Annotated in this window: 13 protein-coding genes; 12 read left to right on the top strand and 1 reads right to left on the bottom strand. The window is 57.8% G+C overall.

Features of this window, described 5'->3' with window-relative positions:
- The first annotated feature begins 153 nt into the window (after nucleotides 1-153).
- The 7 genes from secA (at nucleotide 154) to F1C16_RS14335 (ending at nucleotide 9,370) form a co-directional block, all read left to right on the top strand.
- The gene (gene secA / locus F1C16_RS14365) at nucleotides 154-3,558 is read left to right on the top strand and encodes a preprotein translocase subunit SecA (RefSeq protein ID WP_185281327.1); all 3,405 of its coding nucleotides are present in this window, start codon (nucleotides 154-156) and stop codon (nucleotides 3,556-3,558) included.
- A gap of 149 nt (nucleotides 3,559-3,707) precedes the next feature.
- Nucleotides 3,708-4,388 (top strand): deoxyribose-phosphate aldolase, encoded by a 681-nt coding sequence (gene deoC, locus F1C16_RS14360; protein WP_185281326.1) that lies wholly within the window; start codon nucleotides 3,708-3,710, stop codon nucleotides 4,386-4,388.
- Nucleotides 4,366-4,905: an SPOR domain-containing protein gene (locus tag F1C16_RS14355; protein ID WP_185281325.1), complete on the top strand. Its 540-nt coding sequence runs from the start codon at nucleotides 4,366-4,368 to the stop codon at nucleotides 4,903-4,905. The genes deoC and F1C16_RS14355 overlap by 23 nt, the downstream gene beginning before the upstream one ends.
- Nucleotides 4,906-4,947: 42 nt before the next feature.
- On the top strand, nucleotides 4,948-6,147 hold the full coding sequence (locus F1C16_RS14350) for a M20 family metallopeptidase (RefSeq protein WP_185281324.1): 1,200 nt from the start codon (nucleotides 4,948-4,950) through the stop codon (nucleotides 6,145-6,147).
- A 28-nt stretch (nucleotides 6,148-6,175) separates the two neighbouring features.
- On the top strand, nucleotides 6,176-6,997 hold the full coding sequence (locus F1C16_RS14345; protein ID WP_185281323.1) for a hypothetical protein: 822 nt from the start codon (nucleotides 6,176-6,178) through the stop codon (nucleotides 6,995-6,997).
- 228 nt (nucleotides 6,998-7,225) lie between these two features.
- Entirely contained in the window at nucleotides 7,226-7,678 is a 453-nt protein-coding gene (locus F1C16_RS14340; RefSeq protein WP_185281322.1) for an Hsp20/alpha crystallin family protein, read from the top strand.
- Nucleotides 7,679-7,864: 186 nt separating this feature from the next.
- A complete protein-coding gene (locus F1C16_RS14335) occupies nucleotides 7,865-9,370 on the top strand; it encodes a Do family serine endopeptidase (protein WP_185281321.1) in 1,506 nt (501 codons plus the stop codon).
- A gap of 246 nt (nucleotides 9,371-9,616) precedes the next feature.
- On the opposite strand, the gene F1C16_RS14330 is transcribed toward F1C16_RS14335, so the two are convergent.
- On the bottom strand, nucleotides 9,617-10,021 hold the full coding sequence (locus F1C16_RS14330) for a hypothetical protein (RefSeq protein WP_185281320.1): 405 nt from the start codon (nucleotides 10,019-10,021) through the stop codon (nucleotides 9,617-9,619).
- 192 nt (nucleotides 10,022-10,213) lie between these two features.
- Between F1C16_RS14330 and F1C16_RS14325 the strand changes: the two genes are divergently transcribed.
- The 5 genes from F1C16_RS14325 to F1C16_RS14305 all read left to right on the top strand — a co-directional run bounded on the left by F1C16_RS14325 (nucleotide 10,214) and on the right by F1C16_RS14305 (nucleotide 16,380).
- Complete coding sequence (locus F1C16_RS14325; protein ID WP_185281319.1) at nucleotides 10,214-11,509, top strand: zinc dependent phospholipase C family protein; 1,296 nt, start codon at nucleotides 10,214-10,216, stop codon at nucleotides 11,507-11,509.
- Nucleotides 11,510-11,811: 302 nt separating this feature from the next.
- Nucleotides 11,812-13,410 (top strand): aldehyde dehydrogenase family protein, encoded by a 1,599-nt coding sequence (locus F1C16_RS14320; RefSeq protein ID WP_185281318.1) that lies wholly within the window; start codon nucleotides 11,812-11,814, stop codon nucleotides 13,408-13,410.
- 300 nt (nucleotides 13,411-13,710) lie between these two features.
- Nucleotides 13,711-14,280, top strand: a complete 570-nt coding sequence (locus tag F1C16_RS14315; RefSeq protein WP_185281317.1) for an RNA polymerase sigma factor — start codon at nucleotides 13,711-13,713, stop codon at nucleotides 14,278-14,280.
- Between the two features lie 97 nt (nucleotides 14,281-14,377).
- Nucleotides 14,378-15,130: a hypothetical protein gene (locus F1C16_RS14310; protein ID WP_185281316.1), complete on the top strand. Its 753-nt coding sequence runs from the start codon at nucleotides 14,378-14,380 to the stop codon at nucleotides 15,128-15,130.
- 68 nt (nucleotides 15,131-15,198) lie between these two features.
- Nucleotides 15,199-16,380: a hypothetical protein gene (locus tag F1C16_RS14305; RefSeq protein WP_185281315.1), complete on the top strand. Its 1,182-nt coding sequence runs from the start codon at nucleotides 15,199-15,201 to the stop codon at nucleotides 16,378-16,380.
- The last annotated feature ends 151 nt before the right edge of the window (nucleotides 16,381-16,531 follow it).

Below are 16,531 nucleotides of genomic sequence, written 5' to 3'. Positions count from 1 at the left end.
CCTGACACCTTTTCAGCAAACGAAAACCCCGCACACTCTTTGAAGTGTCGGGGTTTTAGCGTTTTGAGGAACAGGGCCGCGCTTGGTCGGGTTTTACTCGAAAATCTGTAAATTTGAGGTGCGCCCCGGCGTTTCATTTTCTATACTACCAGCATGTTTGACTTTCTAGGGAAGACCGTCGCCAAGCTTTTCGGAACCAAATCGGACCGGGACTTGAAGGAGATTATCCCATACGTGGCACTCGTGAACGACGAGTATGCCAAACTGGCACCGCTCTCCGACGACCAGCTGCGCCAGCGCACCAACGAGGTGCGCGCTAAAATTGATGAGCGCCTGAGCGCCATTGATGGCCAACTGGGCACCCTGCACCAGCGCATCACCGACGAGCCTAACCTAGACGCCGCCCAAAAGGAAGTCATCTTCGACCAGATTGATGATCTGGAAAAGCAGCGCAACAAAGATCTGGAAGTGGTGCTGTTGGAAGTTCTACCCGAGGCGTTTGCCATCGTGAAGGAAACCGCCCGGCGCTACAAGGAAAACGGCCAGCTAGTCGTAACGGCTACTGATTTTGACCGCGAAATTTCCCAACGCAAAAAGAACGTTACGATTTCAGGTGACAAGGCTACCTGGTCGAACAAGTGGATGGCCGCCGGTGCCGAAATCACCTGGGACATGGTGCACTACGATGTGCAGCTGATTGGCGGCGTGGTGCTGCACCAGGGCAAAATTGCCGAAATGGCAACGGGCGAAGGCAAAACGCTGGTATCGACCCTACCTTCTTTCCTGAACGCGCTGGCTCGCCGTGGTGTGCACTTGGTAACGGTGAACGACTACTTGGCTAAGCGTGACTCGGAGTGGAATGCACCATTGTTCGAGTTCCACGGTATCACTGTGGATTGCATCGACAAGCACCAACCCAACACCGACGCCCGCCGGCAGGCCTACCTGGCCGATATCACCTACGGTACCAATAACGAGTTTGGCTTCGACTACCTGCGCGACAACATGGCCCGCGACCCGCAGGAGCTGGTGCAGCGCAAGCACCACTTCGCGATTGTGGACGAAGTAGACTCCGTACTGATTGACGATGCTCGTACGCCGCTCATCATCTCTGGCCCCGTGCCTCGCGGCGATGTGCACGAGTTCTATCAACTCAAACCCCGCATTCAGATGTTAGTGGATGCCCAGCGCAAGTTGGTGCAGAACTACCTGGTGCAGGCCCGCAAGCTCATCAAGGAAGGCAACACCGGCCCCGAGGAGGAGCAGGGCGGCTTGATGCTGTTCCGTGCTCACCGCGGCCTACCCAAGAGCAAGCCACTGATTAAGTTCTTGTCGGAAACCGGCATGCGTGCTGTGATGCAGAAGACAGAGAACTTCTATTTGCAAGACAACGCCCGGCAAATGCCGAAGGCTGACGAGCCGCTGTACTTCACCATCGACGAGAAAAACAACCAGATTGAGCTAACCGAAAAAGGCATTGACCTGATTACGGCCCAGGGCGAAGATCCGCACTTGTTCATCATGCCCGATATCGGCTCCGAAATTGCCGCCATCGAGCAAAACAAAACCCTCGGCGACGAGGATAAGCTGCACCAGAAAGACCAACTGATGCAGGACTACCAGGACAAATCGGAGCGGGTGCACACCGTGAACCAGCTGCTGAAAGCCTACACCCTGTTTGAGCGCGACGACCAGTACATCCTGACCGACGACGGCAAGGTGAAAATCGTAGACGAGCAGACTGGCCGTGTTATGGAAGGTCGCCGCTACTCCGACGGTTTGCACCAGGCCATTGAGGCCAAGGAAAACGTGCGCGTGGAAGACGCCACCCAAACCTACGCTACTGTTACGCTCCAGAACTACTTCCGCATGTACCACAAGCTGGGCGGCATGACGGGTACGGCCGAAACCGAGGCCGGCGAGTTCTGGGAAATCTACAAGCTCGACGTGGTGGTGATTCCGACCAACCGCGGCATTGCCCGCCACGATGAGCACGACAAAGTTTATAAAACGGTACGCGAGAAGTACAACGCCGTAGCCGAGGAGATTCAAATGCTGGTGCAGGCCGGCCGGCCGGTGCTGGTGGGTACTACCTCCGTTGAAATTTCGGAGTTGGTAAGCCGCATGCTGAAGCTGCGCGGTATTCCGCACCAGGTACTGAACGCCAAGCAAAACCAGCGCGAGGCCGAGATTGTGGCCGCCGCCGGCAACCCCGGCACCGTGACCATCGCTACCAACATGGCCGGCCGCGGTACCGACATCAAGCTGCGCGGCACCGCCAAGGAGTCGGGTGGCCTGGCCATCATCGGCACCGAGCGGCACGAGTCGCGGCGGGTAGACCGCCAGCTGCGCGGTCGTGCTGGTCGTCAGGGCGACCCAGGTTCTTCGCAGTTCTTCGTGTCGCTGGAAGACAATCTGATGCGCCTGTTCGGCTCCGACCGCATCGCCAAGCTCATGGACCGCATGGGTCTGGAGGAAGGTGAAGTGATTCAGCACTCCATGATTACCTCTTCTATTGAACGCGCGCAGAAGAAGGTAGAAGAAAACAACTTCGGCACCCGCAAGCGCTTGCTGGAGTACGACGACGTGATGAATGCCCAGCGTGAAGTGGTGTACAAGCGCCGCCGCAACGCCCTGTTCGGCGAGCGTCTGGAGCTGGACATCTGGAACATGATTTACGACGTTTGCGACGACGTAGTAACCAGCCACAAAGTCACCAACGACTTCGAGGACTTCAAGCTGGCCATCATCCGCGTGTTCGGCTACGACACGCACCTGACGGCCCAGCAACTCAGCGGCATGCAGGCGAACCAGCTCGCGCAGGCCCTCTACGACGAAGCCCTAGGCTACTATCAGAGCAAGAACGATTTCATCGCGTCGCACAACCTGCCCCTGATCAACGACCTGATCAACCAGAATGCGCCGTTTGAGAACATCGCCATTCCCTTCACGGATGGCCGCAAGCAGGTAAACGCCGTGGCTAACCTGCGCCGCAGCCAGGCCACCCAGGGCCACGAAATCATTCGGGGTATGGAGAAGGTAGTGGTGCTGGCCGTGATTGACGACGCCTGGACCAAGCACCTACGCGCCATGGACGACCTGAAGCAGGTGGTGCAGAACGCCGTGTACGAGCAGAAAGACCCGCTTTTGGTGTATAAGTTTGAGTCGTTTGAGCTGTTCAAGCAGATGATTGGTAAGGTGAACGAGGAAACCGTCACGTTCCTGTTCCACGCCGACGTGCCCAACCAGCAGAACGGCCAGGCTGAGGAGCCCGAGTTCTATGTCGAAGACGAGTTGCCAGCACCTGCGCCCGCGCCCAAGCTGAAAGCGCAGAAAGAAGTGTCGTCTATCTCGCTGGGCGCTGGGCCGGAAGACATGGGTCCCGACGAGCCGGTAGTACTGGAAAAACAGCAACCCGTGCGGGTGCAGAAAATCGCGAATCGCAACGAGAAGGTGAGCGTGCAGTACATGGACGGCCGCATTGTAAGCGACGTGAAATATAAGACTGTAGAGGACGATCTGGCCAGCGGTCGGTGCGTATTAGTAGAGGAAGCGTAAGCGATTCTACCTGCATAAATTACTCAGTGGCAGTTGGATTTATTCCTTCTGCCACTGTTTGTTTTCGGAAGGACCAACGCCCTGCGTATTCTTTGCACAGTTATTGAGTATAGCCCCCCTGTTAACCGAATGCTAACCTGTTCGCCCTCATGGAAGTGACTACCACGCTTGCGCACCGTATCGACCATACGCTCCTCCGGCCCGACGCCACGCAGGCTGATATCGATAAGCTTTGCACTGAAGCCGCCCATTATGGGTTCGCCTCGGTTTGCGTGCCACCGTGCTTTGTGCGCCGGGCTACCGGCAAGCTGGCCGGCTCGGGGGTGGCCGTGTGCACAGTGGTAGGTTTTCCGCTGGGGTATCAGTTGGCGAAGGTGAAATTCTTCGAAACGCATCAGGCCCTGAACGATGGCGCCAAGGAAATTGACATGGTGATGAACCTGGCGGCTTTCCATTCGGGGCAGTACACGGAGGTAGAGGAGGAAATCGGGGAAATAGCAGAACTTTGCCACCTGCGCGGTGCCAAGCTGAAAGTCATTATCGAAACCGCTCTGCTCTCCGACGAGGAAATAGTGCTGGCTTGCCAGCTCTGCGCCGAGGCAGAGGTAGATTTCGTGAAGACTTCTACTGGCTATGCCAACCGAGGGGCTACGGTAGCAGATATCCGATTGATGCGTCGTCATTTGCCGGGCTCTATCCGTATTAAAGCCTCCGGGGGCATTCGTACCCGCGCGGCGGCGCTGGCCTTAGTTGCGGCCGGTGCCGACCGTATTGGCTCCTCTAACAGCATTGCCCTGCTGGACCTGCATGATGAAACGCCTATTCCGTAACGTGCTCCTGCTGCCGACTTTGTTCGTGGTGGCAGCTTGTGCCACCAATTCTCCCTCGGCACCCACTGCCTCTCGTTCCGATACCACCCGGCGCACGCCGGCCGAGGACCTAAGCAAGTACCGCCCCGTATTTGAAGCGCCTGCTACCACAGCTGCTACCCCAGCCTCGGCACCCAAAAAGCCGGTAGTGCCTACCAACCAAGTGAATACGCAGATTGAGCAGCGCTTGCGCGACCAAGCTGCTGCCAACCTGAACGTGAAGTATGCGCAAGGTTACCGCATTTTGGCCTACGCAGGCCTAGAGCGTGACCAGGCTATGGCCGTGCGGCGGTCCGTTATCAGCCGCTATCCTGAGGAAACAGATTACTTGACCTTCAAACAGCCGGTGTACCGGCTGTATATTGGCGACTACCTTACCCGCCTGGAAGCCGAGCAGGCGTTGTTGCGCCTCAAACCATTGGCTCCCAAAGCAGAGTTGCAGGCGGCGCAGGTGCTGTTGAGTAAAGGGGGGCAATAGGCGAGGTAGGGCAAAGCCAAACTTCGCCCTACTTTTGTACATATGATTCAGCCCGAGAAAATTCAGCAACTGGCCGCCGCGTACGCTGCCGACGTCGTAGCCGTGCGGGAGCACCTGCACGCTCACCCCGAGCTTTCTTTCCAGGAAACCAATACGGTAGCCTACGTGGCGGAGCAACTGCGCCAGTTGGGCATAGAGCCGCAGCCGGTAGCGGGAACTGGCTTGGTGGCCCTTATCGAAGGTCGCAACCCCGAAAGCCGGGTGGTAGCCCTACGGGCCGATATGGACGCCCTACCCATCCAGGAGCAGAACGAGGTGCCCTACAAATCGACTAACCCCGGTGTGATGCATGCCTGCGGGCACGACGTGCACACGGCCTCTTTGTTAGGCGCGGCTCGCATTCTAACGCAGGTACGCGATGAGTTTGAGGGTACCATCAAACTGTTGTTTCAACCCGGCGAGGAATTACTACCCGGTGGCGCTTCGCTGATGATCAAGGATGGCGTGTTGGAAAACCCGCGGCCGCAGAGTGTGCTGGGCCAGCACGTGTTTCCGCATTTGCCAGCTGGCAAAATTGGGCTTCGGGCTGGGCGCTACATGGCCAGTACCGACGAGCTCTACCTGACCGTGCGCGGCAAGGGCGGCCACGGCGCCATGCCCGAGCAAAACATCGACCCGGTGGTGGTAGCGGCCCACATTATTGTGGCGGCCCAGCAGATTGTGAGTCGGCGGGCCAGTCCTAAGCTGCCCTCGGTGCTGTCGTTTGGGAAGGTGATTGCCAACGGCGCTACCAACGTCATTCCCAATGAGGTGTATATCGAGGGAACGTTCCGGACCCTGAACGAAGAGTGGCGCAATGAGGCGCACCAGCACCTGCGTACGCTTTGCGAAGGCTTGGCTGCCAGCATGGGTGCCACCTGCGAGTTGGAAATCCGCCGCGGCTACCCCTACCTCGAAAACGAACCCCGCCTCACGGCCCGCACCCGCCAAGCCGCCGAAGCCTACCTCGGCGCCGACAACGTGGTGGAACTGGACCAGTGGATGGCCGCCGAAGATTTTGCTTACTATTCACAGGTATCCGATGCCTGCTTCTACCGCCTGGGCACCCGCGCTGCCGACGGGCGCTACGCGGCCTCCGTACACACGCCAACCTTCGACATCGACAAGCAGGCTTTAGAGGTAGGGCCTGGCCTGATGGCGTGGCTGGCGCTACACGAGTTGGCCGCGCTGCCAGCCAAATAAGTCGCTGCTGTTATATCCACCGTGTTTTATGAAATTCGCTATCCCCTTTGCCCTGCTGACCGGGCTATTTCTACTGGCTACTAGCGCCATTGCTCAGTATCGTACTGTGAACGATATACGCTTATTGCCACAGCTACAAGCTGAGTATGCACTGCATGGTGACGATTACCTGCTAGTGAGTCTGCGTAATTCTATCAATCCCACTAGCGATGATGATGGATTGGAGCGGTTGGGTGTTTTATTGGGGTATGAGAAATTCTGGAATGCGCAATGGAGTGGCGGCGCTACATTGGGCGTGGATGCGTATTCTGTTTATCGTAACGGCAGTGATGTAAGCAGAGTCTATGCTGACCTTACGCCGGAGCTATTTGTGCGGCACTGGAATACGTTCGGCGGGTTTAATTTCCGGCAGCGTCTAGGCGTGACGTACGAAGTACTTGGTACACCGGGCAGCGAGAGCCGCGCTCAGACGAGCCTGCGCCTCGACTTGGATCGACTGGTGCCGGTAGGAGAACAGATAGTGCTGCGGCCACGTCTTGCATATCAGGCTACTGCTTACCTACGTTTCCAGCGTGACGAAGCTACTCAACTGAAAGAGCGGTTTATTGACTTCGGTTATGCCCGTGCGGAGGTAGGCATACGCCTCTCCAACCGCTTCGACTTTACCCCATGGTTTGGATATCAAACCACCTATATTTTTGCGTTAGCACGTTTAGATAATGATGGGAACATTATCCGAGCGGCTGGAGCTAGTAACCTTATAACGCCCGTGCTAGGGCTGGATGCGCGCTTCACACTATTCCGGGGTGGTAGCATGTTTGAGCGGCGCCAGTTACCTACCCAACACTAGATAGGATAGTGACATTATGGCGTGCGCTAGATTTTGATGAAAGTGCGTATATGAGTAGTATTGCTATTATACACTGAAAATATTTCATACTTATGACCGCTATATTATTTGTAATGAGACAAAAAGTCATTAAAATATAGCGCAGATAGCCGTTGGTATAGAATTTATAGAATAGGGGTAGGAACACGATGTAGTTCCTCCTTAAACCTTAACTTCTACAGTACCAATATGGCAACTCTGCTTTATAACAACCTGCCCGCCCGCCGTCCGGCGCGCCCCTTCAATACGGTCTTCAACGAGCTGCTGCGCGAAACGCTGCCGGCTGCTACTGAGCCCGCCACTTCGTTTGTACCGAGCACTGATGTGCTGGAGTCGAAAGATGGTTATGAACTGGTGCTGGCAGTGCCCGGCGTGGCCAAAGACAGCCTGAGCCTCGATGTGGAGGAAGGCAAGCTCACCATCAAAGGAGAGCGCAAAGCTCTGGTGGCCGCCGAGGGCGAGGACAACGCCCCACGCTTCCGTCGGGTAGAAACCAGCTACGGCACCTTCACTCGCAGCTTCCGCCTACCCGACACGGTGAATACCAAGGCCATTGTGGCTGATTTGACCGACGGCTTGCTGCACGTGCAACTGCCCTTCGACACCGACAAAGTGACCAAGCACCACATCGAAGTACGCTAGTTATTTGACTCAAGAAAAAGGCTCCGCACGGAGCTTTTTTCTTTGATATAGCGTTGTTTTAATGCAACCTATACCAAGCGGCTGGGCTCCTCCGTTAGCCAACCAAAACGGCTAGTCGTTCATGGTTTTGTCATTTAGAATTTCTACTTTAAGACTGTTTTCAATTTCCAACCCTCTTTCTATCCCATGCAAGCAAGACAAATGATGCTCGGCCTCGTAGGCTCCGCTATCCTGGGCGGGGGCGTGGCCGTGGGTGGTTACAAACTGCTGGAACCCACCGTGGACACCCCGCAGCAAGTGGTAGCCGCCGACCCCAATGTTCGTTATACCAGCGCACTGCGCTCTTCTAACTATGCCGTGCCCGAAGGCCTGAACTTCGTGGCTGCTGCCGCTTCCGTGACGCCCGCTGTGGTGCACGTGATGACAGAATACGCTCCGAAAATAAGCCAGGAACAAGGCGAGTCGGGTATGGACCCGTTCCTGCGTCAGTTCTTTGGTGAAGATATGCGGGGCTACCACCAGCAGCGCGGCCCGCAGATGGGCTCGGGCTCCGGAGTTATCATTGCCGCCAACGGCTACATCGTCACGAACAACCACGTGATTGAGAAGGCCGATAAGATTGAGGTGGTGATGGACGATAAGCGCAAGTTCAAAGCTAAGCTGGTAGGCGCCGACCCCACTACGGACATTGCTGTGCTGAAGGTGGAAGCCGACAACCTACCCTTCGTGCGCTACGGCAACTCCGACGACGTGAAGATTGGCGAGTGGGTACTGGCCGTGGGCAACCCCTTCAACCTGAATTCCACCGTCACAGCCGGTATTATCTCCGCCAAAGGCCGCAACATCAACATCCTGCGCCGCGAGGACAACATGGGCATCGAGTCGTTTTTGCAGACCGACGCCGTGGTGAATCCCGGTAACTCGGGCGGTGCGCTTGTGAATCTGAAAGGCGACTTGGTTGGCATTAACTCGGCCATTGCCTCGCACTCGGGTGCGTTTGAAGGCTATTCATTTGCCGTGCCTAGTTCTATTGTGAGCAAGGTGGTAGACGACCTGCTGAAGTACAAAGTGGTGCAACGCGCCCTGTTAGGTGTGAATATCCAGGAGGTGAATGCCCAGCTGGCCGCCGAGAAGAAGTTGAGCAGCCTCAACGGGGTATATGTAGCCGGTGCCAACAAAGGAAGCGCCGCCGCCGCCGCGGGCTTGCAAGAGGGCGACATCATCACCTCTATCAACGGAGTAAGCGTGAATACCTCCTCGCAACTGCAAGAGCAGGTGGCCCGCTTCCGCCCCGGCGACAAGATAAAGGTAAGCTACCTGCGCGGCTCCGACACCCGCACTGCTACCGCTACCCTACATAACGCCACCGGCACCACCGATATCGTGCGCGAGGAAGTGGCTGCTGCCAGTGTGAAGTATGAAGGTGCTACCCTCAGTGCCGTATCGCGCCAGGAGGCCAGCAAGCTGGACCTGCAAGGTGGTGTGAAAATCACCGGCATTCGGAGCAGCAACTTCCGCCGCACGGGCATCGCCGATGGTTTCATCATCACGGAGATTGACAAGCACAAAGTATCCAAACCGCAAGATGTGCAACGCTACCTCGAAGCGGCCAAAGACAGCGAAGGCGTACTCCTGAAAGGCGTGTACCCCGACGGCCGCGAAGCCTACTACCCCATTGGGCAGGCCGGCTAAACAATGTCTTGCTTGTAACAAAACAGAAAGCTCCCAACCGCATGGTTAGGAGCTTTTTTTTGTGACGGCGGGACTTCCGCACGAGTCGTTTGCCACGTTCGCAGATCATTCGTGCAACGTCAGCAGACGGCAACCAGTTAGACGCTTCTGGCGTTGGACCGGCAGACGATTCGTGCGGAAGTCCCGAAAGAAATAGATAGCGGGAGAGGCTTGATAGTAGCGGGATATTCTTCAATCAGGTGCTGCCTATTCCAATAGCCATTCCATGGCCTTACCTTCGTCGCACACTAGGTGCATCTGATACGCCTGGTGGGCAATGCCGTGGGCCAGGTAGCTCTGCTGCTCCGCGCTGGCCGCATACACCGCCATGCGTGCCGGAGAGCACAGCACCGACAGGCGCAGCGCCTGCGGAGCCAGCCGGGCGGCCGCGTGCGGGAAGAAGATACGGGTGGTCCAGTCGCCGAGCTGTGGGTCGAGGTGGGCACGACGGCGCACGTCGAGCAGCCAGCGAGCCGTGCCGTTCTGCTCGGCTACGGCCAGAATGGCCTCAAAGTCGGCTTGCAGGGTAGGGAAGGGCGCATCGTCGGGCCAGCGCACGATGAGGGACCCCAAGTCGGGGCGGTAGGCGAGGGAGCAGGTGGGGGCGTGCATAGGGGGTAAAAAAGAGGTGGGTTAGGTAATCTACGCATTTTGTTGAATATATTATTTCCCCTATTCTACTGCTCTGATGGACTTCTTGGCAGACAAATTAGCGCTTCGACCATTGAGCAGAAGCGCAAAACACAACCGTTGCGTGGCTTTATTGGTTAAGCACAGTTCAAGTTCAGCTGCCTACCTTCCCACATGTTTTCCCGCCTCTTGTTGCTCTTGTTGCTGACCTTGCCGGCCGCGCCGGCCGCTGCCTACTCGGTACTTACTCACCAGGCCGTTATCGATTCCACCTGGGACCAGCGCCTGGTGCCGCTGCTGCGCCAGCGCTACCCCGGTGCTGACTCCGTACAGCTCGCCGAAGCCAAAAGCTACGCCTATGGCGGCGCCATCATTCAGGACATGGGGTACTACCCGCTGGGCGTGGAGTTTTTTACCGACCTCACGCACTACGTACGCAGCGGCGACTTTGTGCGCAACCTCTTGCGGCAGGCCCGGACCCGCAACGAGTATGCCTTTGCCCTAGGCGCCCTCTCGCACTACGCCGCCGACAACGTGGGCCACCCCGAGGGCACCAACCAGATTATGCCCACCGTGTATGAGGACCTGCGCACCAGGTACGGCCCCGTAGTGACTTACGAAAACGCACCTATCCGCCACACCGAGTTGGAGTTTTCGTTTGATGTAGTACAAGTGGCTGCCGGCCGCTACCGCACCCAGGACTACCACAAGGCCATCGGGTTTCGGGTGAGCAAAGACGTGCTGGAACGGGCCTTTCAGCAGACGTATGGGCTGGAACTGGGGCAGGTGTTTCCAAACGTGGATGTGAGCGTGGCGTCGTTTCGGTTTGCCGTGAACCAGTTGTTGCCAGCGGCGGCGCGGGCAGCGTGGCATAGTCAGCGCAAGGAAATCCGACGGGTAAGCCCCCGGGCGCGCCGCCGCGAGTACCTCTACAAGACCAACCGCCGCAAGTTTGAGCGCGAGTTTGGTACCGAGTACAAGAAGCCCGGTTTCGGGGCGCGGGTGGTGGCCAAGCTGATTAACCTGCTTCCCAAAATAGGTCCGTTGCAAACGTACGCCTTTGAGCTGCCCAGCCCGGCCGGCGAGCAGAAGTTTCGGCAAAGCTACCGTGTGGTATTAAGGGAGTACGGCGCCCTTACCGCCGCACTTCCCCGCGACACGGCCGCCCTCGACCCGCACCTGCTCAACACCAACCTCGACACCGGCCAGCCCATGCGCCCTACCATCTACCATCTGGCCGATGCCACGTATGGCGAGCTGCTGCGCGAGCTACATAAGCATCACTTCGAGCACCTTTCACCTAGTCTGCGCTCCGAGTTACTCACCTACTTCGTCCAGGGCGTGCCCACCCTGGCCCAACAAACCGACCAGCTCGGCGGCCACGACGCCGACGAAGACCAGCGCGAGTACCAGAAAGAGCGCAAGGAAACCGAAGAAGCGCTAGCGGCGCTACGGGCGCTGGCACCGTGAGAGGGGTAGGGTAGGGTGACGCAAAAGGCGGCTGTTCTCCTGCGCTTGCGAAGAACCTTCTCACAGGAGAACGAGTCGTTGTTACGAGCATTATTCTTGCGTGAGAGAGGCTTTCGCAAGCGCAGAATGACAGGTAATTGTCAAGTAGTGTTACCTGCTTTTGTTATCGCCTATTCAGGTAGGAAAGCTAACAGATAGCCTTACGTCGCGCCGATGTTTGTTAGCTTTGTTATACTACGTAAGACGTCCAGCGCAAGCAACGGCGTTTGTTCTCCCACCCCAACACCTCTACCCTTTCTGACATGAAACAAGCCCTCGAAGAAGCTGCCGCCACCGGCGCGGCCCCCGCACCCGAAGATCCGCATGGCATCCAAACGGTATTGCAGGAACTGGGCGTGCAGCCCGAAAACGCTGCCTATTCTACCGGCCGCTACTGGAGCAAGGTAGGCAACGGGCCACAGCGGGCCATCCACTCGCCTGCCGATGGGCAACTGATTGCGCAGGTGCAGCTGGCTACCCCCGAGGACTACGAGCAGGTAGTGAAAGCCGCTCAGGAAGCCTTCACGGCCTGGCGCCTGGTGCCTGCGCCCAAGCGCGGCGACGTGGTGCGACAAATCGGCAACAAGCTGCGCGAATACAAAGCGCCGCTAGGAAAGCTGGTGAGCTACGAGATGGGTAAGATTGAGCAGGAAGGCTTGGGCGAAGTGCAGGAAATGATTGATATCTGCGACTTTGCTGTGGGTCTTTCGCGGCAGTTGCACGGCTTCACGATGCACTCCGAGCGCCCCGCCCACCGCATGTATGACCAGTACCACCCGCTGGGCGTGGTAGGCATCATCTCGGCCTTCAACTTTCCGGTGGCCGTGTGGAGTTGGAACGCTATGCTGGCCGCTGTGTGCGGCGACGTGTGTATCTGGAAACCCTCCGAAAAAACACCCCTGGTGGCGGTAGCCGTGCAGCATCTGGTAGCACAGGTGCTCAAGGAAAACGACCTGCCCGAGGGCATCTTCAACCTGATTATCGGCGATGCGGGGGTAGGGGCAGCCATGGCCGCCGACGAGCGGATTCCGCTGGTGTCGGCTACGGGTAGCACCCGCATGGGCAAGCAGGTAGGCGCGGCGGTGGGCGCCCGCTTGGGCAAGTCGCTGCTGGAGCTGGGCGGCAACAACGCCATTATCCTCACCGAGCATGCTGACCTGGATATTGCCATGCGCGCCGTGGTATTTGGGGCGGTAGGTACGGCTGGGCAGCGCTGCACCACCACGCGCCGGCTCATCATCCACGACTCTATTTTTGAGGACGTGCAGGCGCGCCTGCTCAAAATCTACCCCAACCTACCCATTGGTCATCCCCTGGCCAACGGCACGTTGGTAGGTCCGCTCATCGACAAGCCAGCCGTGGAGGCCTTTACCAAGGCTCTGGCCAGCTTGCAACAGGAAGGCGGCACGGTGCTGGCCGGCGGCGACGTGCTGAGCGGCCCCGGCTACGAAACCGGTACCTATGTGCGCCCCGCGGTGGTATTGGCCGAAAACCACTACCACACGGTGCAGGAAGAAACCTTTGCCCCGATTCTCTACCTGATCCGGTACAGTGGCGACGTGCAGGAGGCCATTGCCCTGCAAAATGGCGTGCGTCAGGGTCTGTCGTCCAGCATTTTCACCCTCAACCTACGCGAAGCTGAAGCCTACCTGGCCGCCACCGGCTCCGACTGTGGCATTGCCAACGTAAACATTGGCACCTCGGGCGCTGAAATTGGGGGGGCCTTTGGCGGCGAAAAAGACACCGGCGGCGGCCGCGAGTCCGGCTCCGACGCCTGGAAAGTGTATATGCGCCGCCAGACCAACACCATTAACTACTCCCGCGAGCTGCCCTTGGCGCAGGGCATACGATTTGATGTATGAGGGTAGGGGCGGCTTGTAGCTGCCCGTGGTTGGGTGCAATAGCTTGTAAGCCAGCTGAAAAGTGGTGGTAGAGCAGTATTCCTACCCTCGCACTCTATTTTATACTGAATAGGAAACAACATTACTCCCCGTCGTGTATTCGGCGGGGATTTTGCCTGTTAGAAGGAAAGTGTCGGCCCTTGCAACCTTCCTCCTCAATCACTTGTCTTTCTCCTGCTTACCCGCTGAAACTAGCAGCTTAGCCCAGAATTTCGGATATTGGACAGCTAACCTGATTCCGAAACCCTGAACGTCTTTTGCATGGAAGCTTTCGCGTATACCGACATCAATGCCCCGCTTGTAGAACGCTGCCGCCTCGGCGACCGGCGTGCGCAGGCGGAGATTTATAAACGCTACTCGAAAGCCATGTTCAACGCTTCTTTGCGCATCACCGGCGACTTTGCCGAGGCCGAGGACGTGTTGCAGGAGGCGTTTCTGAGTGCGTTCCGGGAGCTGCACAGCTACAAGGGCGATTCGTCGTTTGGCTCCTGGCTGAAGCGCATCGTGATCAACAAAAGTATCAACTGCCTACGCAACCGTCGGCTGCAAGTGGTGCCTTTAGGAGAGCAGCACGACGCGGCCGGCAGCGACGCCGACAGCCACTTCTCGGAGGCCGATGCGCAGGAGCTGCACTGGCGCGCCGACGTGGTGCGCCGCTGCGTGCAGGAACTTCCCGACGGGTATCGGGTTGTACTCTCGCTGTACCTGCTCGAAGGCTACGACCACGCCGAAATAGCCGGTATTCTCGACATCACCGAATCAACTTCCAAATCACAGTATAGCCGGGCGCGTAAGAAGCTGTTAGAACTTGCCCGGCAACACGGATTGTAAAACCCCCGCGGCCCCAGACGCGTTATTCCACCACCCATCGTATACACAGCGGACAGTTGACCGTGGCCAGATGTGGCTGTGTATAGCTCTATTGAGTATGAACAAGAACCCCAACGGACTAGAGGCTTTCGTGGAGCGGCATCGCGCCGACTTCGACGCGTTTGAGCCCCGCCCCGACTTATGGGACGACTTAGACCAAGCCCTGGATGCTCCGGCAACTCCAGCGCCTGCTCCCTTGCGCATTGTGGCAGATGATGCCCCGACGCAACCAGTTGCTACCCCTACCCATATTCCTGTAGCCGAAACACAGCCCATGCGTCGTCGCTATGCCTGGGCTGCTGCTTGCGCGGCTTTACTGCTAGCTGGCAGTGGCTATTTCTGGCAGACTACCACCCAAAATAACTCCGGCTGGGCTACCCAGTCAACAACTTCAAGTGCCTCTTCGGCAACAGCTGCTACCTCTAATTTGCCGCTTTATCTGGGCGGCGAGCCGATGGCGGTAGAAGCTTCTAATGCGCCGGCCCAGCGCCTAGCCACGGCCGTGCAGCGCATGGAAGCCTACTACGCTACCCAGATTCGGGAGCGCCAAGCTGATTTGCATGAGCTGGAAACAGCCACCATCGCTACCCCCGACGCCGACTGGCGCCAGGAATTAACTGCGCTGGACTCCACCTACCGGCAGCTACGTGTGGAGCTGTACCGCAACCCCGAGCCCGATGTGGTGCTGGACGCCATGAACCGTAACCTGCAAATCCGGCTGGATATTCTGAACCAACAATTGCGCACACACGAGCAGGTACAAGCATACGAAGAGCCCTTTGCGCTGGCCGATAATCATCGTCGCAAATGAGCCACTGGTTTACACGTGCAGGCTGGGGTAGAACCCTGTGGACAGCGTTTTTGTGCGCAGGCGCCTCTTTGAGCTACGCCCAAACTGCGGAAACGACCGGGGAGTTCTACCGGCAGCCGGCTGCGGCCGAAGCAGCTACGGCCGCGCACCAGCAAACGGTTCCTGCCCAAGGCACCACTACTGCCGTGCAAGGCGAAGCCCCGGCACAAGGTGAAATGCCTGCACAAGACCCCGGTGCTATTGCCGTAGAAAAGTCTCGCAAGCTGAGCCGCACGTTTGCTGCTGTGCCGGGCAAAAGCTATGCCCTGGAAACTCGCTACGGCCGCGTGCAGATCAATACATGGAGCCGCAAGGAAATCCGGACGGATGTGGAAGTGATTACGCGTGCTTCGACGGATGAGAAAGCCCAGCAGCTCCAGGACATGATTCAGGTGCAGCTGTTGGCCAACGACCCGGCCACGGGCGGCGTGTCGGCCCGCTCGCGCTTTGGACTGATGCCCAAGGAATGCTGGAGCAAGCGCCGCATCTACGAAGTAAACTACACCATCTGGCTACCCAAAAACACGCCGCTGAAGCTCCAGAACACCTTCGGCGAAATCAGCATCAACGGTGACCTGACCGGCAGCACCGACCTGGCCGTGCACTACGGGCAACTGCGTGCTGGCCGTCTGGATGGCGCGCAAAATGCCGTGCGCGTGAGCAACGGCCAGGCCACTGTAGCCTACGCCCGCGCCGCTACCATCGACGCCTGCTACTCCCGCCTGCGCTTGAACGCCGGTAAGACCATTGAACTGCGCAACAACTACTCGGATATCGACATGGGTACGGTGCAGGACCTGACCGTGCACAGTAAGTACGGCGACGTAGTGCTGGGTACCGTGCATAGCCTCAGCGGCTCGTCGGGCTTCTCCAAGTTCAGCATCGACAAGCTCGACAACAAGCTGGACATGAAAGTGCAGTACTGCCCGGCTTTTGAGGTGCGTAACACGGGCAAGAACTTCCGCCAGATCAACCTCGACGGTGGCTATAGCACCTTCCTACTCAACTTTGCCGCCGATGCGGGCTTCAACTTCGATGTGAATACCGACCACGGCAAGCTGTTGGTTGACAAGGAGATGGTGAAAGTAGCCTCCGAAGAAAGCAACGAGGCCTCCAGCGATACGCAGGGTAGCTTTGGGGCGGTGCAGGCCCGCAACGCCAGCAACGTAAACATCAAAGTGCGCTACGGCAACGTGAGTTTCAACCGCTAAGGCGGTGTGCAATAGCAATACTAAGAACAAGAGAAAGGCCGGCTGTGAAGTCGGCCTTTTTTGTGTGACCTATAAGGTAGTACATGCGGCTGTGCTTTAATGATGCGCAGAGCAGATGCACTACCCCAAAATTTCATCTAAAACGCACGAA

This window comes from Hymenobacter sp. NBH84 (genome assembly GCF_014217645.1).
In the GTDB taxonomy this organism is placed as follows: Bacteria; Bacteroidota; Bacteroidia; order Cytophagales; family Hymenobacteraceae; genus Hymenobacter; species Hymenobacter profundi.
Note: the sequence above shows the minus strand (reverse complement) of the source record. Positions and strands in the feature narration are given on the sequence as shown.

Excerpts from the sequence above, each read along its gene's own strand:
- F1C16_RS14325 (WP_185281319.1), top strand. The coding sequence starts at position 10,214 with ATGTTTTCCCGCCTCTTGTTGCTCTTGTTGCTGACCTTGCCGGCCGCG.
- secA (WP_185281327.1), top strand. The coding sequence starts at position 154 with ATGTTTGACTTTCTAGGGAAGACCGTCGCCAAGCTTTTCGGAACCAAA.
- F1C16_RS14340 (WP_185281322.1), top strand. The coding sequence starts at position 7,226 with ATGGCAACTCTGCTTTATAACAACCTGCCCGCCCGCCGTCCGGCGCGC.
- F1C16_RS14345 (WP_185281323.1), top strand. The coding sequence starts at position 6,176 with ATGAAATTCGCTATCCCCTTTGCCCTGCTGACCGGGCTATTTCTACTG.
- F1C16_RS14310 (WP_185281316.1), top strand. The coding sequence starts at position 14,378 with ATGAACAAGAACCCCAACGGACTAGAGGCTTTCGTGGAGCGGCATCGC.
- F1C16_RS14355 (WP_185281325.1), top strand. The coding sequence starts at position 4,366 with ATGATGAAACGCCTATTCCGTAACGTGCTCCTGCTGCCGACTTTGTTC.
- F1C16_RS14315 (WP_185281317.1), top strand. The coding sequence starts at position 13,711 with ATGGAAGCTTTCGCGTATACCGACATCAATGCCCCGCTTGTAGAACGC.
- F1C16_RS14330 (WP_185281320.1), bottom strand. The coding sequence starts at position 10,021 with ATGCACGCCCCCACCTGCTCCCTCGCCTACCGCCCCGACTTGGGGTCC.
- F1C16_RS14335 (WP_185281321.1), top strand. The coding sequence starts at position 7,865 with ATGCAAGCAAGACAAATGATGCTCGGCCTCGTAGGCTCCGCTATCCTG.
- F1C16_RS14350 (WP_185281324.1), top strand. The coding sequence starts at position 4,948 with ATGATTCAGCCCGAGAAAATTCAGCAACTGGCCGCCGCGTACGCTGCC.
- F1C16_RS14320 (WP_185281318.1), top strand. The coding sequence starts at position 11,812 with ATGAAACAAGCCCTCGAAGAAGCTGCCGCCACCGGCGCGGCCCCCGCA.
- deoC (WP_185281326.1), top strand. The coding sequence starts at position 3,708 with ATGGAAGTGACTACCACGCTTGCGCACCGTATCGACCATACGCTCCTC.